The organism is Pseudomonas sp. SJZ131 (assembly GCF_007828705.1).
GTDB classification, from domain to species: Bacteria; Pseudomonadota; Gammaproteobacteria; order Pseudomonadales; family Pseudomonadaceae; genus Aquipseudomonas; species Aquipseudomonas prosekii.
This window is the reverse complement of sequence record NZ_VIVC01000002.1, coordinates 546,975-569,985: the sequence shown is the minus strand read 5'-3', so window position 1 is coordinate 569,985 and position 23,011 is coordinate 546,975. Positions and strand designations below refer to the sequence as shown.

General features: G+C 55.9%; 26 protein-coding genes. 13 read left to right on the top strand and 13 right to left on the bottom strand.

Annotated features, from left to right (window positions below; translation table 11 throughout):
- Position 1: 1 nt before the first annotated feature.
- From FBY12_RS09425 to FBY12_RS09395, 7 genes are all read right to left on the bottom strand, one after another.
- Positions 2-2,020 (bottom strand): phage terminase large subunit family protein, encoded by a 2,019-nt coding sequence (locus FBY12_RS09425; protein WP_145252698.1) that lies wholly within the window; start codon positions 2,018-2,020, stop codon positions 2-4.
- A 4-nt stretch (positions 2,021-2,024) separates the two neighbouring features.
- On the bottom strand, positions 2,025-2,588 hold the full coding sequence (locus FBY12_RS09420; protein WP_145252697.1) for a hypothetical protein: 564 nt from the start codon (positions 2,586-2,588) through the stop codon (positions 2,025-2,027).
- Positions 2,589-2,755: 167 nt separating this feature from the next.
- The gene (locus FBY12_RS09415) at positions 2,756-3,100 is read right to left on the bottom strand and encodes a phage holin family protein (RefSeq protein WP_145252696.1); all 345 of its coding nucleotides are present in this window, start codon (positions 3,098-3,100) and stop codon (positions 2,756-2,758) included.
- A gap of 189 nt (positions 3,101-3,289) precedes the next feature.
- Positions 3,290-3,760 carry a hypothetical protein gene (locus tag FBY12_RS09410; protein WP_256663289.1) on the bottom strand — a complete coding sequence of 157 codons (471 nt, stop codon included), beginning with the start codon at positions 3,758-3,760 and terminating at the stop codon, positions 3,290-3,292.
- A gap of 340 nt (positions 3,761-4,100) precedes the next feature.
- The gene (locus FBY12_RS09405) at positions 4,101-6,800 is read right to left on the bottom strand and encodes a bifunctional DNA primase/polymerase (protein ID WP_145252694.1); all 2,700 of its coding nucleotides are present in this window, start codon (positions 6,798-6,800) and stop codon (positions 4,101-4,103) included.
- Positions 6,797-7,003 (bottom strand): TraR/DksA C4-type zinc finger protein, encoded by a 207-nt coding sequence (locus FBY12_RS09400; protein ID WP_145252693.1) that lies wholly within the window; start codon positions 7,001-7,003, stop codon positions 6,797-6,799. The genes FBY12_RS09405 and FBY12_RS09400 overlap by 4 nt, the downstream gene beginning before the upstream one ends.
- On the bottom strand, positions 6,996-7,484 hold the full coding sequence (locus tag FBY12_RS09395) for a phage regulatory CII family protein (RefSeq protein WP_145252692.1): 489 nt from the start codon (positions 7,482-7,484) through the stop codon (positions 6,996-6,998). Before FBY12_RS09395 ends, FBY12_RS09400 begins: the two co-directional genes overlap by 8 nt.
- 623 nt (positions 7,485-8,107) lie before the next feature.
- On the opposite strand from FBY12_RS09395, the gene FBY12_RS09385 reads away from it, so the two are divergent.
- The 11 genes from FBY12_RS09385 (at position 8,108) to FBY12_RS09335 (ending at position 13,950) form a co-directional block, all read left to right on the top strand.
- A complete protein-coding gene (locus FBY12_RS09385; protein WP_145252690.1) occupies positions 8,108-8,785 on the top strand; it encodes a LexA family transcriptional regulator in 678 nt (225 codons plus the stop codon).
- A 139-nt stretch (positions 8,786-8,924) separates the two neighbouring features.
- The gene (locus FBY12_RS09380; protein WP_145252689.1) at positions 8,925-9,131 is read left to right on the top strand and encodes a hypothetical protein; all 207 of its coding nucleotides are present in this window, start codon (positions 8,925-8,927) and stop codon (positions 9,129-9,131) included.
- Positions 9,128-9,694 carry a deoxynucleotide monophosphate kinase gene (locus tag FBY12_RS09375; RefSeq protein WP_145252688.1) on the top strand — a complete coding sequence of 189 codons (567 nt, stop codon included), beginning with the start codon at positions 9,128-9,130 and terminating at the stop codon, positions 9,692-9,694. Before FBY12_RS09380 ends, FBY12_RS09375 begins: the two co-directional genes overlap by 4 nt.
- Positions 9,695-9,704: 10 nt before the next feature.
- Positions 9,705-9,980, top strand: coding sequence for a hypothetical protein (locus tag FBY12_RS09370; RefSeq protein ID WP_145252687.1), 276 nt, complete (start codon positions 9,705-9,707; stop codon positions 9,978-9,980).
- A complete protein-coding gene (locus FBY12_RS09365; RefSeq protein WP_145252686.1) occupies positions 9,977-10,360 on the top strand; it encodes a hypothetical protein in 384 nt (127 codons plus the stop codon). Before FBY12_RS09370 ends, FBY12_RS09365 begins: the two co-directional genes overlap by 4 nt.
- The gene (locus FBY12_RS09360) at positions 10,357-10,599 is read left to right on the top strand and encodes a pyocin activator PrtN family protein (RefSeq protein ID WP_145252685.1); all 243 of its coding nucleotides are present in this window, start codon (positions 10,357-10,359) and stop codon (positions 10,597-10,599) included. Before FBY12_RS09365 ends, FBY12_RS09360 begins: the two co-directional genes overlap by 4 nt.
- 58 nt (positions 10,600-10,657) lie before the next feature.
- A complete protein-coding gene (locus tag FBY12_RS09355) occupies positions 10,658-11,002 on the top strand; it encodes a hypothetical protein (protein WP_145252684.1) in 345 nt (114 codons plus the stop codon).
- Positions 11,003-11,054: 52 nt separating this feature from the next.
- Complete coding sequence (locus tag FBY12_RS09350; protein ID WP_145252683.1) at positions 11,055-11,876, top strand: YfdQ family protein; 822 nt, start codon at positions 11,055-11,057, stop codon at positions 11,874-11,876.
- Between the two features lie 76 nt (positions 11,877-11,952).
- Entirely contained in the window at positions 11,953-12,372 is a 420-nt protein-coding gene (locus tag FBY12_RS09345) for a hypothetical protein (RefSeq protein ID WP_145252682.1), read from the top strand.
- A 166-nt stretch (positions 12,373-12,538) separates the two neighbouring features.
- On the top strand, positions 12,539-12,736 hold the full coding sequence (locus FBY12_RS09340) for an excisionase (protein ID WP_145252681.1): 198 nt from the start codon (positions 12,539-12,541) through the stop codon (positions 12,734-12,736).
- Complete coding sequence (locus tag FBY12_RS09335) at positions 12,703-13,950, top strand: site-specific integrase (protein ID WP_145252680.1); 1,248 nt, start codon at positions 12,703-12,705, stop codon at positions 13,948-13,950. Before FBY12_RS09340 ends, FBY12_RS09335 begins: the two co-directional genes overlap by 34 nt.
- Before the next feature lie 36 nt (positions 13,951-13,986).
- On the opposite strand, the gene FBY12_RS09330 is transcribed toward FBY12_RS09335, so the two are convergent.
- Genes FBY12_RS09330 through FBY12_RS09320 form a run of 3 tightly spaced genes read right to left on the bottom strand, consistent with a single transcriptional unit; the run spans position 13,987 to position 16,185 of the window.
- Positions 13,987-15,024, bottom strand: coding sequence for a DUF4435 domain-containing protein (locus FBY12_RS09330; protein WP_145252679.1), 1,038 nt, complete (start codon positions 15,022-15,024; stop codon positions 13,987-13,989).
- Between the two features lies 1 nt (position 15,025).
- Positions 15,026-15,229 carry an AAA family ATPase gene (locus FBY12_RS28145; RefSeq protein ID WP_371927396.1) on the bottom strand — a complete coding sequence of 68 codons (204 nt, stop codon included), beginning with the start codon at positions 15,227-15,229 and terminating at the stop codon, positions 15,026-15,028.
- Between the two features lie 20 nt (positions 15,230-15,249).
- Positions 15,250-16,185: a hypothetical protein gene (locus FBY12_RS09320; RefSeq protein WP_145252678.1), complete on the bottom strand. Its 936-nt coding sequence runs from the start codon at positions 16,183-16,185 to the stop codon at positions 15,250-15,252.
- 485 nt (positions 16,186-16,670) lie between these two features.
- Here FBY12_RS09320 and mutS point away from each other — a divergent pair, with 485 nt between their 5' ends.
- Positions 16,671-19,238: a DNA mismatch repair protein MutS gene (gene mutS / locus FBY12_RS09315; RefSeq protein ID WP_178111758.1), complete on the top strand. Its 2,568-nt coding sequence runs from the start codon at positions 16,671-16,673 to the stop codon at positions 19,236-19,238.
- 141 nt (positions 19,239-19,379) lie between these two features.
- Positions 19,380-19,703, top strand: coding sequence for a ferredoxin FdxA (gene fdxA / locus FBY12_RS09310; protein WP_064393166.1), 324 nt, complete (start codon positions 19,380-19,382; stop codon positions 19,701-19,703).
- Between the two features lie 480 nt (positions 19,704-20,183).
- Here the strand turns inward: fdxA and rpoS are convergent, their stop codons facing one another.
- The 3 genes from rpoS to FBY12_RS09295 all read right to left on the bottom strand — a co-directional run bounded on the left by rpoS (position 20,184) and on the right by FBY12_RS09295 (position 23,001).
- Complete coding sequence (gene rpoS, locus FBY12_RS09305; protein WP_092272378.1) at positions 20,184-21,191, bottom strand: RNA polymerase sigma factor RpoS; 1,008 nt, start codon at positions 21,189-21,191, stop codon at positions 20,184-20,186.
- A 105-nt stretch (positions 21,192-21,296) separates the two neighbouring features.
- A complete protein-coding gene (locus FBY12_RS09300) occupies positions 21,297-22,154 on the bottom strand; it encodes a peptidoglycan DD-metalloendopeptidase family protein (protein ID WP_121731090.1) in 858 nt (285 codons plus the stop codon).
- 211 nt (positions 22,155-22,365) lie between these two features.
- Entirely contained in the window at positions 22,366-23,001 is a 636-nt protein-coding gene (locus FBY12_RS09295) for a protein-L-isoaspartate(D-aspartate) O-methyltransferase (RefSeq protein ID WP_177327881.1), read from the bottom strand.
- Positions 23,002-23,011: the final 10 nt, after the last annotated feature.

Below are 23,011 nucleotides of genomic sequence, written 5' to 3'. Positions count from 1 at the left end.
ATCAGCGTCTCTTCAGGTAACCGCTGGTAGAGCTGCGGCGTTGAGGTGGTTGTGCATCGGGTCGCGTCGGTGCGACTGGCACGACGGGCGTAGCCGCGACTTGGCGCGCGACGTGCGTCGTGGGTGCCGGAGTGTTGAGCCGCTCCCCCTGAACGGGCGTGATGCCCAAGGCATCATCAAAAAGCCCTGACTGCGCGAGCGACTGCCGCACGCGTTCCCAGTCGTGTTCTTTGTAGCGGTTCAGACCCAGGTAATGCGCCATGGCCAGGCAATACACCATCAAGTCGAGCGCTTCGTTGCGCTCGGCTTTGCCCTTCACCCATTCGATCCGCTTGTGACCACGGATGTAGCGGGCCACTTTGCGTTCGGCGACGCACTGATCAAAGAAATCATCCGGCAGGTCATTAGCAAAGTGCAGCGCACCTGGCCCGGGAGGGAACGAATAACGGTTGTAGATCCAGTCCTTCGCGGTGTCGGTACCGACAAACCACAGCTCGGCGCCGTTGCGTTCGGTCTGACCTTTCCACGTCACGTCAACCATGGATGGGCGTTGAGCAATGACCGGCTTGCCGGGTTTGCTTGCACCCTTGATGGCGAACACATTGCGCCAGCGGCGAACGCGACAGAACTGGTACACCTCATCGGTGTGGTGACCGCCGGAGTCAACGGCAACCGCGAGAATGCCGAGACCAACGCCGCAGGGATGGCGATATTTGGCTTTGAGTAATTCGTCCAGTGCTGCCCAGGTGCGCTCGTCTGCGGGATCACCTGCAACAATTTGATAGTCGATGACCCAGCGTTCCATTCCCGTGCCCCAGCCCATGGCCATGAACTCCAGGCGATTGGCCTGTACGTCGACAGCTCCGGTGATCATCATCACCGCCGCCGGCATCGAGCCGAGGGTGTAGCCTTCCAAACGGGCGCGCTGCCTGAGCTCGTCCGCTTTGGTTTGCTCCTGGGCGCTGTCCCACACCTTTGCCAATCGGGTGTTGTAGAACACCTGCATAGGCTCAAGATCGCCTTTGGCCTGCGCCTTTTTTGCCTTCTCAAATTGCTTGGCCAGCGACTTCCAGTCCATCCAGCCCAGCGGCGAATACAGCGCGTTGAGGTGAAAGCCGACCGTCTCGCCATCGCCTTCGGCATGGGCGCGCCACTCGCCTTTCGCGAGCATTTCACCCTTATGGTATTCGTCGATCAGGACGTCACACTCAGACCCGGCGCACTGGTAATGCACTACGGTGAAGTCTTTCGAGTAGTGCAGGCGCTCCCACTCCAGGACTTGCATGTGCCCGCAGGTCGGGCATGGCACGTAGTAATAACGCTGGTCGCTGCCCTCGAACAGGTCAGAGATTCGCGACGCGCCCTTAATCGTCGGCGAGCTGGAGAAATAGAACTTGGCGTTGCGGCCGAAGGTACTTCCCCGAGTTTCTGCCAGCTCGATCGGGTCGCCCTCCTCGCCGATGTCGACTTCCCAACGGTCGATCTCGTCGCCGTAAACGTAACGCGCCGAGAGCTCCGACAGGTTGGCTGCTGAGCCTGCGGTGGTGACGTACAGCGAGCCGCCTTCGAACTCCTTGGTGTCCATGGTGTTGCGTGCGTCGCGCGACCGGCTCGACGCCACGCGTTCGCGCAGCACCGGCGTCGCCTTGATCGTTTTGGCGATCCGCGAGGACACCCGTTTCGCCAGGCCGAGGCTGGGCAACAACGTCAGGATGTTCGACGGCGCCATGTGGATGAGGCCGCCGATCCAGTTCAAGGCGATCTGCGTTTTCATAAGTTGGGAGGCCACCATAGTGACCACGCGTTTGCACCGATGCGACGGCGACAAACACTGCATCGGCTCGCGAGCATAAGGTGTGCGCGAAGTACGATATTGACCAGGTTCGGCAGCGCCGGTGTCACGCGGGATCCGCATGTACTCATCGGCCCACTCATCAACCCAAAGCGCTGGCTCTGGACGCAGCCCACGGTAATACGCCTCGCGGTACACCTCTGCACCGTTTGCGTATTCGGCGGGCATAGGTCTAGCTCGTAGAAGTTAAAGCGTGAATAAAGTCCTCCGTGGAAATGCGCTCGGCATCCTCAAGGACCCCACGGAGTTCTTTCATCAGGTGTTTTTCGATATCCCAAGGATCATTCATTGCCGACAGTTCTGGGGCGAGCTTGGGCGGCAGCGCTAAGATCAGATCGCGAACCATTCGACCCGATGCGAAAGCAGCCTCATCGACAACGACTCGCTCCACCAACTCCCCGTTCGCTTTGAGCACTTCGCCCTCGGCCTTTTCAGCTTGCGCCAGTGCAAGCCGAGTGCGTGCTTTTTGGTAGTCCGGCGCAGCCATGGGAGTCGCGTCCAGAGATGCAGGCGGAAATACGGGGTCTCGCTCTTGGCTGGCGATGACCAGCGGAGTGTTGCCAAGGGAATTACTTCGAGAAGGATCGCTGGTCATCGCGAGATATTGATCGCTCGCCTCAACATCCACCTTTCCATCCATCGTCAACACGAGACGGCCAAGCTGGGCCAATTTGCCAACGTACTGACGGGACCAGCCCTTACTTACCGCATATTCGGTGCGGGTCAAAATGGTCATGTAAACCTCCTGTCAACTTGGGACTGTCAACCACTGTCAACCTCTGTCAACCTCTGTCAACCAACGTGGAAAACTTAGCCGCTAACGCTTTCCCGCGGGTTTCCGACCCCGTACCCCCCGAATAACCCCAGGGTCCCCGGCGGTTTTCGGCGCCCCGCCGCCTTTCCTCACCCCTGCTCGCCACTGACAGGTGGCACATCGGAGACGCCCAGCCGCTTGGCGGCCCAGCGTTCGTAAAGACCGATGGCGACATCGGCACCGGCCATCGCGGTCAGACAACCTAAGCTGCCAGCCGTCCAGATCGTCATGCCCGCGCCGATCATCAGCATCATCGCGGACACCCCGCAGACAATGCAGGCACCGGACCGAAGCGCAAGGCGCCGCATCAATGCCCAACCTCGCGCGCCATCCTTGTCGGCTCGCCACATTTCACCGGATACGCCGCCGACCAGGGCCAGAACGATCACTAACCAGATCGGCATCTCTGCCAGGGCTTGCTGCTCATTTGTCATGTTGTGCCTCAAGTGAAAGAGCGCGCCAAACACAAAAAGAAAACCCCGCCGGAGGGCAGGGTTTTCAGTGTCGTGGCGCTTGCCAGGACGGTGCACAGCACGTGCTCGGGGAAAGCGCCGAGGCGCAGAATTCATATCGTGGTGACTTTTTACCCCCTAAGTACGGAACCGAAAAGAGCGCATTTTCGGTTATCCCGCTCTACGCAACTTTGACGCAACTTTGAGGAGACTTTGAGGTAAAACGCCCCGACCAGCGGTTAGCCACTTACGTGCATCTTTGCGTTCAGCCAGCACCTCAAAGAGCCGCAAATGAAGACTGTGCACAAGGTCGTAATAGGTTTGCTTCGCCTTGGACACATAACCCAGTTCATGCATTTGCGAAGCCCAGGTCGGTGCAGGGTCGTAGCCGTAGCGCAAGACCGCCAACTGTTGCAGCCTTTCTCCCCGCCCATCCTGTCGAGCGATCTCGGAAAGAGCCGAACCGATTTCCTGAGCAACTGCATCAGGTCCGGCACCAGCCCCCATAATGATCCGCGATCCGGGAGTGCCGCGTGGCGCACATCCGCCCCACTCCATGATCGTTGCCATCGGGCTACCCATCCCTCCCACCTCGCCATTACTCCGAAGTTGCTCGCCCCAATGCTTCAGCAGCACTTCCATTGCCTCGATCATCGCCCTACCCCCCGAAAAACCGAACCCCACACAGAAAACCGGTTACCCAGCACAAACCCAACACAAATAAATCCCTTTAAAATCAATACTCTTATTAGCTTTGAGTTGAGTGTGTTGGGTTTGTTGAGTTTTTCTGTCCTCGCATAAGAAAAAATTCTTACCGTTGTCTTCAGTGCAAATAACGTCACGCATGCGCGCCCGCGACGCCAAACCCAACACACCCAACACAACAGCCGGAAGCCCTCGCAAACAAAGGACTGAAACTGTGTTGGGTAGCCAAAACCAACCCGACACACACCCGACACACCCAACACACTTTTAAGCGTAATCATGCGGCAGCCGCCTTAATGTGGTCCCAGCTGTCCACATTCCACCCTGCCAGCTTCGCGTTTGCCCGCCAGTCGACAACCACCGCGCCAAGCACGGCCGACTTCAGTGATGGGGGCGGGGAAGCATCCTGGTCAACCGGAAAGAAGAACGCACCAAACTTGCGATTATTCCCATCGGTCCAAGGTATTGATCGCGTTTTTTCCACTTCGGAATTGATGAACAGCGAAAACTTTGTCTGACTCATTACGTGTTCTTTGTTGCGCTGACACCACTCCAGGAACAACGAGTAAAGGTCAGTGGAAAGACACGGCCCCCAGAGTCCTTGACCCAGCTCGCTGTATTTCCACAGGTGTAGAAACGTCTGCCAGCCGGCCCGACTCAAAGCCACCAGGCGTTCACGGGCGTCAGTGGATGGCGGACGCGTTCGCTGATTGAAGTCGCCTAAATCAACCGACAACAGCCAGCCATAAAGAGCTGCGACACCGCCTTGCTCCAGCTCCCGGCCAATGGCTTTTTGGCGCGCCACCGGCAAGGTGTCCAAGGGCCACACAACCAGCATTCGGCGATCGCTGTCACTGATCGGCCATGGCATGATCTCGTTACTCAAGAACACCGCGTTCATATGGTTGGATTCCTCCCAGCCATTGATGAACTTGGATTCCATCCGCACCGTTTTGCCCGTCACCAGGTGTTTAATTTTGCCCACCTGGTTGTAACGCTGATCGCGGCTGACCACCTCTTCGAAAACAGCCCAAAGCTTCCGGCTTTGCCAGGCGTTGAAATTGCTTTCCAACTGAGTCTGTCCGACTGTCGCGGCGTACTGGCCGTACAACTTGCCCATCGTATCGGCGAAAAACAGACTCTTACCCGAGCCCTCCATACTGGAGTGCATCAGCACAGCGGTATCCATCTTCGCGCCCAGGTGCTGCAGCGGAAACGCCAGCCAGCGAGTCAACCAGAGCGCCGCATTTTCATCGTGATTACATAGGAACGAGATCAACCACCGCAAGTTGGCACATGCGGCATCGTCCCTTAGCGGCTCCAGCGGCAAGCCATCAAAGGTATTGATGTAGATGCTCGGGTCCTTGGTCATCGTCGGGTCAAAAACAATGTGGTCAACGTCTACCACCCGCCGCTCGCTGCTGTTCAGCCACAATGGGTACGTGTCACCGAGGGCCATTTTCACTGCACCCTCGGCAACACGGCGTTTCTTCTCACGATCCCAGACGTCCTTGGTGCCATCGATGTACACGTAACGCTCGGTTGGCGGCATCCCGAAGGCACCGCCCTTCTTGCCCGCCATCCGCCGCGACTGCTCGATGTCGCGCACATGGTCATCGGATATCAGCTTGCGGTGCTCGGTGTCTTCCGCCCATTGTTTCGCCAACGGCTTGCCGACACGCGCTTCGAACGCCGACTTCTTCATCACCCGCGACTGGTCGAAGTCCCACACGTGAGTGGTGCCTTCCACCAGGGCATACCGCCGAAGGATCTGTTCAAGCGTGAGCGCCTCCCCCGCCCCCCCGTCAGAAGCCGGAGCGGCCTCGCCGCCTTCGTCCGGCGTACAGCTCGGCTCGCTCGGATCACCTGATGGGGTCGGGGGAAGATCACGCGGGTCCGGTCGCGAAGAATGCTGCATACCGAGCAATCGTGCGGCGTCCTTGACGGCCCGAGACTGGTCGCCACCATGCTGCAACAAACAGAACACCTCAAACGCGTCGTTCTGGTGCCCGTTCGCGAGCGGATCAGCGCCGTGGTGCGAATAGACCTTGCCATCATCACTGACCGTCACACCCGGCAGCCCGGTGCTGCTGTGTGGATACAGCCACTTACTGCCGCGCTTAATGTAGTCGTGGGCACGCAGCAGCTCTTCAACGTCGTGACTGCGATTGAACTCGTCGATCACCGAGGGTTTACCGGCTGCCGGTGGCGCACGCTTGATGACCTTGGCCGGCGGTTTTTTCGGCTTTGGCGCCCATGGACACGCCGCCTCAGCATCGCGCTTGAATATGTCCCAGTTGTTCCAGATGGACAGCAACTCCGGAGTCAGCATCGGCAAGCCATCACTCACACTCGGCGGCGTGCGCCAGGTGTAAGGTTTACCCGTGCCAGGGTGAATCGATGGTGGCAATACATCCTGCACCAACCCACCGCGCAGCTCGAACACCGTAATGCGCTGGTATTCGTCCGCCTCAGCTCGCGCCTCGGCTTCACCCGCCGCATCACCGGCTTCCTTCGCAGCTTTTGCCTTGGCGATCAGCGCCTTGTGTATCGATCCGTCAGGGTCTTTCTCGTTGGGCCACGCCAGCGAATGACGGCTTAGTTCAAGACCGTCAGGGACGCGGAACATAATGCGAAAGCGTGCTGGGTTGCCCACCACCGTCGGAAACACCAACGCCATCGCATCAAGATCAATTTCCAGCTGGTCATAGAGAACATGCCGCGTCCACTGCACGTCATCGACGTCCAGGGAACAGATACGGCTGGGACCAAGCACAACACCAAGGTTGTGCTCAGGCTTCTTTGTCCAGAATGCTGCAGCCTTCGCCGAATCGGTGAAGTACCCACCCGGCTTGTTCCAACCCATCCCCTTCGGGCCTTTCTGACCTGGCTCAATCGGAACCAGCGCCAAACCAAACGTCTCAACGTAAAACTGAGCCCAATCAGCAGTAGGCAAACGGTTGTCGTGCTCAGTCATCTGCGCCGCTCCCGCAACCCCTGGCAACTGACACAGGTCTGGCAACCCTGAATCGTCTGCTGTCGAAGCAACGGAATCGGCTCATCGCAGTCTTCGCAGAATTGAGCGCTGACGCGATTTGAAGGGATACGGCGACTTCGGTGAAGAGCAACGTCGAGCAGATATTGAGCTTGGTCGTTAGCGCGATCGATATCGTCAGCCATCTTTGCGATCCTCCATCGCCTGACGGGCACCCGCCATGATGCCGAGAATTCCACGGATCACATCAGCTCCGTGCTTCTCCAACGCGAGGACCTCATGAAGCTCCCAGACGTTGTCCCGGGCAGCTTCATGCATGCTCGATACGAACTCTGCAGTCTCACCCAAAACATTACCAACAGCTTTCAGCGCTTCCGAAGTTGCAGGTACTGGAACTGGTTTGTACCAAACCACACCGGCAGGACGCATCAGCGCGTCCAGCAGCAACGGACTGGCCGTCAGCCGGATAACCTCTTCCAACTCGTCCGGCGTCAGCCAACGGCGCTCTTCGTCGAGCTTCAGTTTTTTCTGAAGCGAGTCGTTATCCATGACCATGTCGAAAGCCAGGGCCGTGATGCCGCCCCGATAATCACGCCCAGCGCGATAAAGCGCATGACGCAGAGAAAGGACCGGACCAGCGTCCGGCAAAAGATCTGTGCGACTCATAACCGTAAATCCCCTGTTTACGGTGTGGCCGTAGAGCAAAACACGCTCTATCCTACGACCACGACCGATGTGCTGTGCGAATCGTGCTGTGCAGCACGGCTCATCGTTCCAGTCGGCCCAGGGGATTCTTATGGTGAGAGGTCCTGGGCCGACGCGCTATGTAGCGATTTGCATGTACCTTGCGTAGCTCGTTGCTTCTGGCCTGTAGTTTCTTTGGTGAGAGATTTCAGGCCGGTGTTTCAAGTGGCGGTACGGTATGTGCTGCGTATCGCCACCGCTGGGCTGGGGGATTCTTATGGTGAGAGGCCCCAGCTCAGCACCCTTCTAAGCTGCTGACTTCAGGCCAGCTTCCGCTTTTACTTGCATGTAAAGGCCCTCAATGGCCTTTCCTGTTACGTACCGAACATCAGCACCTTTAGCAGCACGATTGATAGTCGGCTGCGTTGTTCCCACACGCTCTGCGATAACACGTTGGGATAAACCCGACCGCAGTAACTCCGCGAGCATTTCTTGGATAGTCATATCGTTCACCGATGCGCTTTCGCATTGAACGACACAATACACAAACGTATTGATCTATTCAATACAATCGCCGATACGTTTTTGAATCAAGGCAGAAAAAAGTGATTGCCGATCGCATTGCTCAACGCATGCAAGAACTGAGTCTTTCTGAAGGCGAGCTTGGTCGCCGTTCTGGCGTCCCCCAGCCAACGATTCATAGAATCGTGACGAATGCGGTTGCCAGCCCTCGCCACGAAAACATTGAAAAAATTGCCAAAGCCTTAAAAGTCAGCAGCAACTGGCTGTGGAAAGGAGGCGAACACAAGGCCCCAGGCGTTGAGATCAGCCCCTCATCTTCATCTGAGACTAACGTTGAGCCAGGCCCGGCGATCAAAGGATATGTACCCTTGATTTCTTGGGTACAGGCAGGCGCCTGGTGTGAGATTGAAGATGTGCGAACCATTGATGATGCAGAGATCTGGCTACCATGCGCCGCGTCCCATAGCAGCCAAAGCTACGCTCTCAGGGTGCGCGGACTTTCGATGTTTAACCAGCATGAACGACGATCCTTCAGAGATGGCGATATCATTTTTGTTGACCCCGCGAAGGATGCCGAGAACGGCTCACTTGTTATCGCTAAATTGGTTGATCGCCAAGAAGCAACGTTTAAACAGTTGGTTATGGAAGGGAAGCGTCGATTTCTAAAGCCGCTGAATCCTGCTTGGCCTGAACCGATCATCGAACTGGGAGACGACGCCATGATTTGTGGCGTCGTCTTCTCGAAGCTAGAAATTTTCTGATACATCGCCGCACCAGATGGAGCCCGCTTCTTGCGGGCTTTTTTATGCTTCTTGAAAAATCAATTCGAATACGTATTGACTAGATCAATACGTATTTGTATCGTTTGCATCGTATACCTCTCACCAAAGAGTACGAGCCATGCAAACCACACAGCACAGCAACACCCGCTGCCCGGTCTACCTCCACCCAGCAGCATGCAGCAGCCGCGCAGCAGTAGAAGCCATCCAGCGCCGCACCGGCCTACTGGTGATCACCGCCCCCAAAGGTCGCACCAAGGCCATCCAGGCTCTCAACAATGCCACCGCTGATGAAAGCCACTCGCCGTTTGGGGGCGACGCAGCATGACGACACTTCTAATCGGCCTTGCTGGTCGGGCTCGCTCGGGCAAAGACACCGCAGCACAACACCTGGTGAACAATCACGGATTCCAGTCCTACGCGTTCGCTGATCCGTTGCGTGACGGCCTTATGCACATCCTCAACCTGAGCCCCTGCGACTTCGAAGGCGAGCAAAAGGAACAAGCGTTGCCATGGTTGGGACGCTCACCCCGCGAGCTGATGCAGTCCCTAGGCACTGAGTGGGGCCGTAACAGCGTGCACCCTGAACTGTGGCTGCTACTGGCTGCGCAAAACCTTGACCTACTGGCACGCACCCACGACACCGCACGCGGCTTCGTCGTCAGCGACGTTCGGTTCAACAACGAAGCTGACTTCATCCGTAAGCGCGGCGGCGTCGTAGTTCACATGGATCGTGTGGTGGCAACACCCGTAAAACAGCACAGCAGCGAAAACGGAATCCGCTTTGCTCTTGGCGACTTGTGGCTGACGAACAATGGCCCGTTCGAGGAATTGTTCACGAACGTCAACCACATCGTGGACACGCTGCACACCCGTGCAGCAGTCGACTGAGGACTGCGCCATGAACCGCACCCTGGACGAAACCGCCGCAGTGCTCGGCCTCAAACCCCGAAAATTCCGTGAGCAACTGCGTGCGCTTCGCGTGCTAACGCAAAGCGGCGACCTGGCCAGCCACCACCGTGGCGGCGGCAATCTGTTTTCAGACCCGCGTAGCGTTCAGATCGGGACCACCACCCGTTACAAGCATTACGCCGTGGTGATGGTCACCGAGGCTGGCGTGCAATGGCTGGCCAAGAAGCTGGATATCACCATCACGCACAAGGACGCCGCAGCATGAAAACCAACTATTTCAATGCCTACACCCAAGCGCTCGGCGCCCTGAGACTGATCCCCATCTACCTGGACAGCCCTGGCGTAGTCAGCCGCGCCACCCTGATTGGCGCCGCGAGCGAAGCGATTGACCTGCTAGACAGCATGCCTTGCCGAACAGTGGAACTGGCTGAGGTCTTTCGCTGTGTCAACAACGTGATTCAAGAAGGCCAAGTGGCCTATGTCACCCCGACCAACTCGCCCGAGTATCCATTCGGCGCCGTTGTCGCTGATGCAAAAGGCAACGTCTGCGCCGCCGGAATGGGCAAAAGCAAAGAAAGCCTCGCCGAACTGATCCGCCTCAAATTGGTGCCCCCTGCGGAGGGGTTCGGGGAGGTTGCTGCATGAGCAATACCCTCGACCAGCTTCGCAAGCAGTTCGCCACGCCTTGCCCGTCTCTGACCACAGTGCGGGAACAGTACTTCTCGCACATCCGCACGGACCGCTACCTGCTAAGTGAGATCAAGGCTGGCCGCATTGCTTTGGTCGTGACGCACCTGCACAGGTCAGTCCGGACTAAACCGGTGGTGTACCTGCATCACCTGGCCGCCTTCCTCGACGCCCAAGGGGAGGAGGAAGCAGCCTGATTCAACGGTGCCCCTGCCGTCCAGGGGCAAACAACACCCACTTAATGAGGCACAGCACATGAGCAAAGCTCGCCCCTTCATCGACACGTTACGGGACATCGAGGCCGGAGGCTTACTGGATGAACTCAGCGAAACCCAACATAGCCTGATCGATGCCATCCGCCAGACCGGCAAGGGCGGTGAACTGACCATCAAGCTTACCTACAAGCCTGACGGCAGTGGCCAGATGACGATCAAGGCCGACGTTAAAGCGAAAGAACCGATCTTATCTCGCGGCACATCGCTGTTCTTCCTGACCCCCGAGGGCAACTTGACCCGCCGCGACCCACGGCAACAGGACCTGCCATTGCGCACAGTCAGCGAAGACCCGGCACCGGAAAAATTGCGCCACGTAAGTCCGTAACGCCTGACTCCGAAAACCTCTCACCACAGCATCACCCAATGGAGCACGCCCAATGCAACAAGCCATTCAACAACTTGTCACCCTCGCACAGGCGATCGGCAAACCGATCGATCATCAAGGGCTGGCCGCACCCATTTCTCTGCTTCCTGACGGAGTGGGTGTCCACTCCCTTGAGCACCTGCTACCGAACCCAACGCGCGCGCGCCAGAAACTCACCGTGCTTGATGCCGAGTCCTTCATTGCATACGTGAACCGCTTCGCCGATGCCGCTACCGCAGTGTTCTGCAATGGCCCCGAAGGCCGAACCTTCCTTGCAGTTATCGACTACCACCAGCCAACCGCTCCCGCCTGGCGCGACCACGTGGCCACGTACCGTTGCCCTACCAGCATCGAGTGGGGTCGTTGGAAAGAGAACGACCGCAAGCGCATGAATCAAGAAACGTTCGCCGAGTTCATCGAAGAGAATGTCAGGGACATCACCCAGCGCCTTAACGAAACGAACGACCCCAGCCCTGCCGACATGCTGGAAATCAGCCGCACCCTGGAAGCCAAGAAAAACATCACCTTCCGCCAAGGCACCCGCCTCGATAACGGCCAGGTTCAACTGACCTACAACGAAGAAATCGACGGTCGCGCCGGCGAAGCGGGCCAGTTGCGCATTCCCGAACAGTTCTTCATCGCGGTGAAACCATTCCTCGGCGGTGACGCCTTCTGCGTTCCAGCCCGCTTCCGCTATCGCATCGTAGAAGGTCGCCTGCAAATGTGGTTCGAATTGGTGCGCCCGGACAAAGTGCTTGAAGAGGCCTACAACGCCGTTCGCCAGAAGATCCAGAGCGCAATCGGCGAAGTACCGCTGTACGAAGCCACCCTGTAACTCCCCCCAACTAATAGCCCGCCGCCAGCCTCTCACCAAAAATCCTGACGGCGGGCTCTACCTAGGAACACAGCACATGACAGCAATTCAGATTTGCGCACTGATCGCTCTAATCGCACTTGTTGGCCTTATATATTGGGCAGGCTATTGCGGAGGCCTAAACGATGGCCGCATCAAAGGTATTGACGAAGGTAAAGCAGTTCAGCAATCGGATAACTCAAGCACGATCCACAACCTGAAGCGATCGCTTGATCAGGCGCAGGACCACCGCAAGCAACTGTACTCCCACTATGAGCGCGCGTTGGCCGCCTCAAAACTAGGGGAATCAGAACGACAAACTCTGCTGGCCATCGCCGAACAACTGCGAATTGCGGCAGAGACATTCAGCGCATTTCCCACAGGCAAGAAACTCGAACGAGACACCCTTGCGCTCCGCGACCAGGCTCTCGCCATGGCAAGCATTCTGGAACCGGTAACGCAGGAAATTGCAGCATGACTGCCCTTCGCCGAACAGTCCGAATACGGAGCGGCCAGATGCCACCTCTCGACCTCGATGTCATCTGTGACAAATGTGACAAGTCGCGGGCACACGGCAACCATCAAAAATGCAGCAAACAGCGCCAGGCTGAAGGCATCGCACGGCGCGCAGAGGAGCGAGAGCAATGAGCCTTCCACGCTGGGTAATGATTAACCGCGCCTCAGAACTTACGGGCTACAGCGAAGACGCCATTCGCCACAAAGTGAAAAACGGCAGCTGGGCTCAAGGGCGGATCTGGCGTAAGACACCCGATGGCCGCATTGCAATCAACATGACGGAGTATGACAAGTGGGCCGAGAGCGCACCGCAGCAAGCAGCTTAGAGGCGGAACTGGCCAAGCACAAAGGGATTGAAATACACGGCGGCAACATTCGCGTCGTGTTCATGTGGCGGCGAGTCCGCTGCCGTGAATCTCTCGGCCTTCCGGTCACCAAAGCCAACATCAAACATGCCGCCCTACTAAGGGCGGCGATTATTCACGAGATCAAGACAGGGCACTTTGATTACGGCCGGCACTTCCCCAATTCGAAACACTCGACCACCTACACCAACGTAAAAGACGAACGCGTAGCAGCGCTTATGGACCGCTACAAACCTCTGAAAGCCGTTGATATAACTCCAATGACCGAAGAAAAATACGGTTATGCGCTGGATATCTGTACTGAACTGCTTGGGCCTGACCGATTAGCGGGCATTCTAATACCCGAAGACATCCAGCTACTCAGGACCCAGCTGATCGCCACAAGGGCGCCTTCGACGGCGAATCATTATTTAGCTACGTTTGCCGGATTCTTGGAGTGGTGTGAAAACAACAGTTACTGTCGCAAGGGCCTGTCCGCCGCCTGCATTCGGTTCGCGATGGTCGGACGCGAACCCGATCCGCTGACCAAAAGTGAGTTCGATCAGTTGCTTACCGAAGGCTGCTTGCACCCACAGGACTCGGCCGCAATCACTCTCGCCGTTTACACGGGCCTTCGCCCGGGCGAGATGTGCGCGCTAGCAGTCGAAGACATTGACCTAATTGCCGGACAGCTCTACATCACCAGGGCAATCACAGCAGACGGAACATTCAAAGTCCCCAAGACTGGAAAACCGCGAACTGTGCTATTGATGCCGCCAGCAGTCGAAGCATGCAAAATCCTGATGGAGTTGGTAGCTGATCACGAACCGCAAACTATAAATGTGTATATGAATCGCCACGAGAGCCGCATGGTAAAAGCAACTCCACTGCTATCCCCAGCAACGCAGGCTCGAAAAAAAGTAATCAGCCAATGGTTTATTCCAACTTCTTGGAATACAAAATGGGCTGCGATTCAAAGGCGCTCAGGGATACGCCCACGCCGCCCGTATCAGACTCGACATACGTACGCCTGTTGGTGCCTAACAGCCCGCGGCAATTTGGCTTTTATTGCCAAACAGATGGGCCATATAGATTTCACAATGCTTGTCCAAGTCTATGCAAAATGGATGGAGGACGAGTCGTCCATGGAGCTCTCACGCATATGGAGCATGCTGGATCAGGGCCGTACAAAGTAAATAAATTCGAATCTTATGACTTGCCTGACTCCTAACTCAACGCGGGCTGTAGTCTGTCTTTATCCTATTCACTGTACGCTCAAAAAATGGAACAGGCGGGGTGGCGGCGTAGAAACCATACTTCAAAGCCCCCCCAAATTCCGCCCACTCATTCCGCACAGCATTCATCATATCCCTCGCACCGTTGTGCAATTGTGCCACAAGAGAAACTTCATCCCGCTTCAGTTTTTTATTAACCGTCTCAAAAACTCGGACAAATGAATTAAATAAATCATGACCGCGAACAAAAAGATAAGCATTGGCCTCATTAACTAGTTCATCAGAGACGGAAACCATAAAATTAGAATATTGCTGCTCAGCCCCACAGTTATAAATATTAAGTACAAGCTCTCTATTGATCTCTGCCAGAGCAGCTTTAAAACCCAAAAACACCACTGAATCATCTATATCAGTTTCCAAATCCATCGCCCCCACATTTGCAATGGCAGCCAGAAAATCCCTCTTAAACTTGCCAACTAAACTATAGTCAAAACTGTTCAGGCTAAATGCCAGCAACAGCACAGTATTGTATACAGCAGCACTCACCTTATTCAAAAACTGAGAAGGGCAATAGTGCAGCTCACGAATCGAGCAAGCGGTGACTGCTTCAAATACTCGATCTGCATGTGCTCCGTGAAGAATTGCATTCTCAATCGAATACACGTTTGTATAATAAATATGTGCTTCTGTGGAAACTCCTCCAGCCCGATAAAGTTCTGAAAGAAAGCGCTCGTCACTATCTAAGCAAAATATGAGATTATGGCCCGGTATCAGGTCACCAATGGCCCTGAGGGCTAATAAACGAGTACATCCATTGGCTTTTTTCTCATCAGATGCCGTAGCCTGGCTCGCAATTTTCAGATCAAAGTGTACCCCTTCAATCTTCGGAAGGCATGCCCGCCAGAACCTCTTATCCTCTCGAGATTCGACCCACACTAAAACAGTGACTCTATCAGAACCATCGATGTTAAACATGCTTGCTTTCTGGATGTCATCAGAGCTAATCACAAAGCCATATTCAGAGTCTGACAACATCTTAAATCGCCTCCGAAACCAATTTCGCCATGTTTACAATTTGTTCAGACCCAGTATTCATAACCAAAAAAGGCGAGTGAGTTGCAACGATAAATTGGCAGACTGGCGCCAATTTTAGCAATGCCGGCAAAATCATCTTTTGCCACTCCATATGCAGCGAGAGATCAGGCTCATCCAGAACGAATAGAGCACCATCACGATTCAAAAAAACGATTAGAAAGAGCGCTAGAAGCGTTTTCTCCCCCTCGAAAGCTCAAGCCACCCAATCACCTTACCGCCTTTCAGCTCAATAGATAGCGAACCGTGCACATAAACAAGCTTGCGAGAAGTCAGGGAAAATATCTTATTGATTTCCACAAACATTGCATGCTGAGAAAAGACACTCGAATCCTCTTCAACCAAGCTCCGATTTTTTAGCTTTTCCGAAACGAACGCCTTGACATTCTTCATGTCGCTTTCTGACGGCTTTTTAATTTTCTGAGCAGCCAGATACTCAAAAACATATTTTCCGATTTCCTCCTCAACCCCAGCTTTCACCGCCTGACTGGAAACAAACTCCTTGATCAAGACATAAAGTGTTTTATTTAAATCACCTTCCAGTACATCCTTGTCAAATACAGCTTCATCTTCGGGCCTATCAGCCCCCAATATCACCTTATCATTGATAAAACCAACAACTTTTACCGACTCAACAAAGCCAAGCTGATCCCCACCTGGGGGATCATTCAAGTGCAACGCACAAAAAGAACGCAAGTCATCATCGCTACTTTTGGAGGCATACGTACCCGCCTTACGATCTGTAAAAGTAGCTTTAACAATTTGCTCGTACGACTCTTTTAATGACTGTTCAACCTCTAGCAACTTCTCGACTTTAGCTTCGTAGTCTTTTTTTCTGGAACGCCCTTGGGTATCTATTTTACAACCACGAAACTTGTACCCGCCATCAAAGTCGAGCTGCATCACCCAATTATTTGACATGTCATTATAATTAACGTCCCGAGCTAGAGACAGCATCTCAACTAAAGCGCTCAAAACTCGCGACTTACCGACGCCATTATATCCAGTGAATACAAGAATATTGCACTCATCTTTCAATGGAATGACAATTTCTCGCGCTGCACTTGGCATATTAAATAACGAGATTTTTTGCAGACGGTTCAATTATCACCCCTATTTTCGTCACGCAACCAAAAGCTACAGAGCAGTCGACGTTTAACACATTAATTGGAAAATATATCACCTAGCCGAAAAATACGTAAGCGTCCATCATTTTTTTTGCCCCTACTCATACTGAAATCGAACCTTAAGCTCTTGAATCCACAGCACCACTCCGATCATAAGGGAGATAGCGTAAATGGTGCGTTACCTGACCTAGGTTAGGACTAAAAGCCCGTCATTAAGTACAAACACTAGCCAGATGATGCCGAGGTACGGGCTGCCGTGCTCGCATGAGCAACATTGGCAATCATGGTAGGCTTATCTAGCATTATGATGCTGATGATGGTGTCGCCAGAATCTATTCACGTAAGGAGGATGAAAACACCTACTCGCCTGTTTCTGCAAAAGCAACCATCCTCAGCGCGGAATGCCCCATTTTTGCCCCACATTTTTGAGCCAATATCGCTAAGTCACTGATGAATAAAGCCATTTTAGATTTATCCAGCCACACGCCGATGATGCAGCAATACTGGCGGCTGAAGAATCAGCACCCCGACCAGTTGATGTTCTACCGCATGGGCGACTTCTACGAGATCTTCTATGAAGACGCGAAGAAGGCCGCCAAGTTGCTGGACATTACCCTGACGGCCCGGGGGCAATCGGCGGGGCAGGCGATTCCGATGTGTGGAATTCCTTACCACGCCGCCGAGGGTTATCTGGCGAAGCTGGTGAAACTCGGCGAGTCGGTGGTGATCTGTGAGCAGGTCGGCGATCCGGCGACCAGCAAAGGCCCGGTTGATCGTCAGGTGGTGCGGATTATTACGCCGGGCACGGTCAGTGATGAAGCGTTGCTCGATGAGCGTCGCGACAACTTGATCGCTGCGGTGCTGGGCGATGAGCGCCTGTTCGGTCTGGCAGTGCTCGACATCACCAGCGGCAACTTCACCGTGTTGGAAATCAAGGGTTGGGAAAATCTGCTGGCGGAACTGGAGCGGGTCAATCCGGTGGAACTGATGATCCCGGATGACTGGCCGAAGGACCTGCCGGCGGAGAAACGTCGTGGGGTTCGTCGCCGTGCGCCGTGGGATTTTGAGCGCGACTCGGCGTTGAAAAGTCTCTGTCAGCAGTTTTCCACGCAAGACCTCAAAGGCTTCGGGTGCGAAAACCTGACGCTGGCCATCGGCGCCGCCGGTTGCCTGCTCAGCTACGCCAAGGAAACGCAACGCACCGCCCTGCCGCACTTGCGCAGTTTGCGTCATGAGCGCCTGGACGACACCGTGGTGCTCGACGGCGCGAGCCGTCGTAACCTCGAGCTCGACACCAATCTGGCCGGCGGGCGCGACAACACCCTGCAATCGGTGGTCGATCGCTGCCAGACCGCCATGGGCAGCCGCTTGCTGACCCGCTGGCTCAACCGTCCACTGCGCGACTTGACTGTATTGCTGGCGCGTCAGACCTCGATCACCAATCTGCTCGACAATTACCGTTTCGAAAAGCTGCAACCGCAGCTCAAGGAAATCGGCGACATCGAGCGGATACTGGCGCGGATTGGTCTGCGTAACGCCCGCCCTCGCGACCTCGCTCGCCTGCGTGATGCCCTCGGCGCGCTGCCCGAGTTGCAAGTGGCGATGCGCGAGCTCGAAGCCCCGCACATCATTCAACTGGCCGCGACCACCAGCACCTACCCGGAACTGGCGGCGCTGCTGGAAAAAGCCATCATCGACAACCCGCCAGCGGTCATCCGTGACGGCGGCGTGTTGAAAACCGGTTACGACGCCGAACTCGACGACTTGCAATCGCTCAGCGAAAACGCCGGGCAGTTTCTCATCGATCTCGAAGCGCGCGAAAAGGCCCGCACCGGCCTCTCGCACCTGAAAGTCGGCTACAACCGCATCCACGGTTACTTCATCGAGTTGCCGAGCAAACAAGCTGAGTCAGCGCCCGCCGACTACATCCGGCGCCAGACGCTTAAAGGTGCCGAGCGCTTCATTACGCCGGAACTCAAAGCGTTCGAAGACAAGGCGTTGTCGGCCAAGAGCCGTGCCTTGGCGCGCGAGAAGATGCTCTATGAAGCGCTGCTCGAAAGCCTGATTGCGCAACTGCCGCCGCTGCAAGACACCGCCGCCGCACTCGCCGAGCTGGACGTGCTGAGCAACCTCGCCGAACGTGCGCTGAACCTCGATCTGAACTGCCCGCGTTTCGTCGACGAGCCGTGCATGCGCATCAGCCAGGGTCGTCACCCGGTGGTCGAGCAAGTGCTGAGCACGCCGTTTGTGGCCAACGACCTGAGCCTCGACGACAACACGCGCATGCTGGTAATCACTGGCCCGAACATGGGCGGTAAATCCACTTATATGCGCCAGACCGCGCTGATCGTGTTGCTCGCGCACATCGGCAGTTTCGTCCCGGCGGCCAGTTGCGAACTGTCGCTGGTGGACCGGATCTTCACCCGTATCGGCTCCAGCGATGACTTGGCCGGCGGGCGATCGACGTTCATGGTCGAAATGAGCGAAACCGCGAACATCCTGCACAACGCCACCGAGCGCAGCCTGGTGTTGATGGACGAAGTCGGTCGCGGCACCAGCACCTTCGACGGCCTGTCGCTGGCGTGGGCGGCGGCCGAGCGCTTGGCCTATCTGCGCGCCTACACGCTGTTCGCCACGCACTACTTTGAACTGACCGTTTTGCCGGAAGCGCAGCCGCTGGTGGCCAACGTGCACCTGAATGCCACCGAGCACAACGAACGCATCGTCTTCCTCCACCACGTACTGCCCGGCCCGGCGAGCCAGAGCTACGGCTTGGCGGTCGCGCAACTGGCCGGTGTGCCGAGCGAAGTGATCGTGCGTGCTCGCGAGCATCTGGGTCGCCTCGAGGCCACCGCCCTGCCCCACGAAGTACCGAAACCGGTCAAGGGCAAACCGGCCGCGCCGCTGCAGAGCGACATGTTCGCCAGCCTGCCGCATCCGGTGCTCGACGAACTGGCTAAACTCGACCTGGATGATCTGAGTCCGCGTCGTGCATTAGAAATGCTCTATGCACTAAAGACACGGATCTAACGCACTTGCCTGCAAGCTGTTAGAATCTCGCGCGGTTTGGGATGCTGCAGGCGTTTAGCCGGCCTGCAGACTATCGCTCCCAAACCTGGCGACCCCAACGTGAAGGGGCTCCGCTGCCGCCGCCTGAGGAGAAAATTAGAAATGACCTTCGTCGTCACCGACAACTGCATCAAGTGCAAGTACACCGACTGCGTAGAAGTCTGTCCGGTGGACTGCTTTTACGAAGGCCCGAACTTCCTGGTGATTCACCCGGATGAGTGCATCGACTGCGCACTGTGCGAACCGGAATGCCCGGCCGTGGCCATCTTCTCTGAAGATGAAGTCCCGGAAGACATGCAGGAATTTATTCAGCTGAACGTTGATCTGGCCGAGATCTGGCCAAACATCACCGAGAAGAAAGAATCGTTGCCCGATGCCGAAGAGTGGGATGGCGTCAAAGGCAAGATCAAGGATCTCGAACGCTGATTGCCCCGCGTTCTCGAAAAAGGCCCCTTGCGGGCCTTTTTTGTTTTTGCAGAATCAAACAACTTTTCTGCAGGCAAAAAAAAGGGGCGGTTTGACCCGCCCACATTTCGTCCTTATTCCCTTTAATCCTTTTCATCGTCCTGATGAATTGCGTCCTGCAATGTCCTTCCCCTCATCCTTGAAGGGTGTGTCTGTCCGTCGACACAGTTCAGATACTAAAGAGATCCCCGACATCGGCAACCGGCCTGCACAGCTGGCTAGGGCTGTCATATGAGCTTAATAAAAAGAAATATCCTTTATTTACAGTTAGTTAAAGACAAGCACCCAACAAAAGCGCCAACCGCCAACCTGTAAAAATAACGAACACTTACGAGAGAGTAAGCGAAGTCTTACAGCACGAGTCTACGATCCAGAGTTTTCTGGCGGGCAACAAAAAGCCCCGAACCAGTCGAGGCTTGTTGTTGCCAGTGAGTGAACGCTTTATTGGAACAGCGACTCACTCGACAGGCCGTTCTTCTCGAGAATCTCGCGAAGTCGCTTGAGGCCCTCGACCTGAATTTGCCTGACCCGCTCCCGGGTGAGGCCGATTTCCAGGCCTACATCTTCAAGCGTGCTGCTCTCGTGACCGCGCAGGCCGAAGCGGCGAATGACCACCTCGCGTTGCTTGTCGGTCAGCTCCGAAAGCCACTGATCAATGCTCTGGGACAGGTCATCGTCCTGCAGCAGTTCGCATGGATCGGTCGGGCGATCGTCGGTAAGGGTGTCCAGCAGGGTTTTATCCGAATCCGGACCCAGCGAGACGTCGACCGAAGAAACCCGCTCGTTCAAGCCCAGCATGCGCTTGACCTCGCCCACTGGTTTCTCCAGCAGGTTGGCGATTTCTTCGGGTGAAGGTTCGTGATCGAGCTTTTGCGTCAGCTCGCGTGCAGCCCGCAGGTACACGTTGAGTTCCTTGACCACATGAATCGGCAGCCGGATGGTCCGGGTCTGATTCATGATCGCGCGCTCGATGGTTTGACGAATCCACCAGGTTGCGTAGGTCGAGAAGCGGAAGCCGCGTTCAGGGTCGAACTTCTCCACCGCGCGGATCAGACCGAGGTTGCCCTCTTCGATCAGGTCCAGCAGCGACAAGCCACGATTGACGTAGCGTCGGGCGATTTTCACCACCAGGCGCAAGTTGCTCTCAATCATGCGTTTGCGCCCAGCCGGATCGCCACTCTGCGACAAACGCGCAAAATGCACTTCTTCTTCCGGGGAGAGCAGAGGGGAAAAGCCGATTTCATTGAGATACAGCTGCGTGGCATCGAGTGCCCGCGTGTAATCAATGTACTTATGCTGCTTTAGCGAAGCGGAGTGTTTGGATTTAGTACGAACGGAAGGTGGAGCTGCCCCTTCATCATCCGACATCGATTCCGTGGCGATGCCGGTCTCCATAAGGAGAACCTCATCGTCGATGTCAAACTCCGGCACTTCTTTACTGAGAGCCATTGTTATAGTCCTTTGGTGAGTTCGACCTCAAGCTCAAGCGGCGCCTTTATCCTTGGCAGCGCTGAAGCCTGTCCCCTCTACGTGACGGAACAGGCTGACAACAAATCAACGACGCGGCAGGAATTGCAGCGGATCTACAGGTTTACCTTGGCGGCGAATCTCAAAATGCAGTTTCACCCGGTCTGTGCCCGTCGACCCCATTTCGGCAATTGTCTGCCCGACTTTGACCTGCTGCCCCTCCCGAACCAAAAGCCTGCGGTTATGTCCGTAGGCACTGACGTAGGTATCGCTGTGTTTGATGATGACTAATTCGCCGTAGCCCCTTAAGCCACTCCCGGCGTATACCACCGTCCCATCAGACGCAGCTAAAACAGGCTGTCCCAAATCCCCGGCGATATCAATTCCTTTATTCAAACTACCGTTTGAAGAGAATTTACCAATTAATATGCCATTAGATGGCCATCCCCAGCCGGTCGGGGCTGGGCCCGCTGGAGGCAGTGGAGCAAGCGGAACCTTGCTCGCGACGGACGGTGCAACCACCGCAGTACTGGTCGTTGCGCCATTTGACTGGCGGCGGATTACCGTGGTTTTCAACGTCGAAGAAGGCGTTGAAGTGGACGAACTCGATACCGTCGGCGGCGTTGAACCGGTGCGACCGTCAAAGCGAATTGTCTGACCCGGATGGATCGTATACGGCGTAGGAATATTGTTCCGTGCGGCGAGGGCTTTGTAGTCCCAGCCGTAGCGAAAAGCGATCGAGAACAAGGTGTCTTTTGGTCGAACGACATATTGCCCGGTGGTCACTGCCGGACGCTGGTTGACCGATTTGTTGCGATCGACCACGCCCACGGTGCTCGACTTGGTGCTGGAGCAACCGACCAGCAACGTGCTCAAGACAAGGCCAGTCACCAGGCGCTGAAAGCTTGCTGTACCCATACGCTGCGCAATGACTGTGAGACTCACCCGCCGCTCCCTTTGTGGTGGCTGAAAATATGGATTGCCGTGTTTCGGCACGAAATGTCGCAAGTATAACGGGCGCTGCAGGCTTTACCTTTAATGAAGCGAATTCACTGCTCGCACACGTTTGCTGCCCGCCGATGAATCCCGTTTAAACAAACGTCGCCGCTGTAAGACACGGCCGATCTGTGAGAATTCAGCGCGGCGTAACAAATGCTCAGGCCAGCGGCCCGTTGAGCAGTGGAACGAAGCGCACCGCGCCCAGCACACGCCTGGAAAAGCCCTGCTCTTCACGGATGATCAGCATCAATTGCTGGACCTCGCCGGACCCCACCGGGATCACCAGACGCCCGCCCGGAGCCAATTGATCAAGCAACGCTTGCGGCACATCAGTGGCGACGGCGGTGACGATAATGCCGTTGTACGGCGCCAGTGCCGGCCAGCCTTCCCAACCATCGCCCCAGCGGAACACCACGTTGCGCAGGTTGAGTTCAACCAGACGTTCCTTGGCCCGATCCTGCAAAACCTTGATGCGCTCCACCGAGAACACCCGCTCAACCAGTTGCGATAACACAGCAGTCTGATAACCCGAGCCGGTGCCGATCTCCATGACCTTGTCCAGCGGACCGGCCTCCAACAGCAGCTCGCTCATGCGCGCCACCATATAAGGCTGGGAAATGGTCTGGTTGTTGCCGATCGGCAGCGCGGTGTCTTCGTAGGCGCGGTGCGCCAAGGCTTCGTCAACGAACAGATGACGAGGCGTGCGGCGGATGACTTCCAGCACCTTGGCGTTGCAAATGCCCTCTTCGTACAACCGCTGAATCAAGCGCTCGCGGGTACGTTGCGAGGTCATGCCGATGCCG

Bases quoted from the DNA above. Each gene is read 5' to 3' on its own strand.
- FBY12_RS09410 (WP_256663289.1), bottom strand. From the start codon at position 3,760: ATGGAAGTGCTGCTGAAGCATTGGGGCGAGCAACTTCGGAGTAATGGC.
- FBY12_RS09400 (WP_145252693.1), bottom strand. From the start codon at position 7,003: ATGGCTGACGATATCGATCGCGCTAACGACCAAGCTCAATATCTGCTC.
- FBY12_RS09405 (WP_145252694.1), bottom strand. From the start codon at position 6,800: ATGACTGAGCACGACAACCGTTTGCCTACTGCTGATTGGGCTCAGTTT.
- FBY12_RS09375 (WP_145252688.1), top strand. From the start codon at position 9,128: ATGACGACACTTCTAATCGGCCTTGCTGGTCGGGCTCGCTCGGGCAAA.
- FBY12_RS09355 (WP_145252684.1), top strand. From the start codon at position 10,658: ATGAGCAAAGCTCGCCCCTTCATCGACACGTTACGGGACATCGAGGCC.
- FBY12_RS09365 (WP_145252686.1), top strand. From the start codon at position 9,977: ATGAAAACCAACTATTTCAATGCCTACACCCAAGCGCTCGGCGCCCTG.
- FBY12_RS09380 (WP_145252689.1), top strand. From the start codon at position 8,925: ATGCAAACCACACAGCACAGCAACACCCGCTGCCCGGTCTACCTCCAC.
- rpoS (WP_092272378.1), bottom strand. From the start codon at position 21,191: ATGGCTCTCAGTAAAGAAGTGCCGGAGTTTGACATCGACGATGAGGTT.
- FBY12_RS09395 (WP_145252692.1), bottom strand. From the start codon at position 7,484: ATGAGTCGCACAGATCTTTTGCCGGACGCTGGTCCGGTCCTTTCTCTG.
- FBY12_RS09345 (WP_145252682.1), top strand. From the start codon at position 11,953: ATGACAGCAATTCAGATTTGCGCACTGATCGCTCTAATCGCACTTGTT.
- FBY12_RS09350 (WP_145252683.1), top strand. From the start codon at position 11,055: ATGCAACAAGCCATTCAACAACTTGTCACCCTCGCACAGGCGATCGGC.
- FBY12_RS09425 (WP_145252698.1), bottom strand. From the start codon at position 2,020: ATGCCCGCCGAATACGCAAACGGTGCAGAGGTGTACCGCGAGGCGTAT.
- FBY12_RS09360 (WP_145252685.1), top strand. From the start codon at position 10,357: ATGAGCAATACCCTCGACCAGCTTCGCAAGCAGTTCGCCACGCCTTGC.
- FBY12_RS09420 (WP_145252697.1), bottom strand. From the start codon at position 2,588: ATGACCATTTTGACCCGCACCGAATATGCGGTAAGTAAGGGCTGGTCC.
- FBY12_RS09340 (WP_145252681.1), top strand. From the start codon at position 12,539: ATGAGCCTTCCACGCTGGGTAATGATTAACCGCGCCTCAGAACTTACG.
- FBY12_RS09330 (WP_145252679.1), bottom strand. From the start codon at position 15,024: ATGTTGTCAGACTCTGAATATGGCTTTGTGATTAGCTCTGATGACATC.
- FBY12_RS09370 (WP_145252687.1), top strand. From the start codon at position 9,705: ATGAACCGCACCCTGGACGAAACCGCCGCAGTGCTCGGCCTCAAACCC.
- fdxA (WP_064393166.1), top strand. From the start codon at position 19,380: ATGACCTTCGTCGTCACCGACAACTGCATCAAGTGCAAGTACACCGAC.
- FBY12_RS09415 (WP_145252696.1), bottom strand. From the start codon at position 3,100: ATGACAAATGAGCAGCAAGCCCTGGCAGAGATGCCGATCTGGTTAGTG.
- FBY12_RS09295 (WP_177327881.1), bottom strand. From the start codon at position 23,001: ATGACCTCGCAACGTACCCGCGAGCGCTTGATTCAGCGGTTGTACGAA.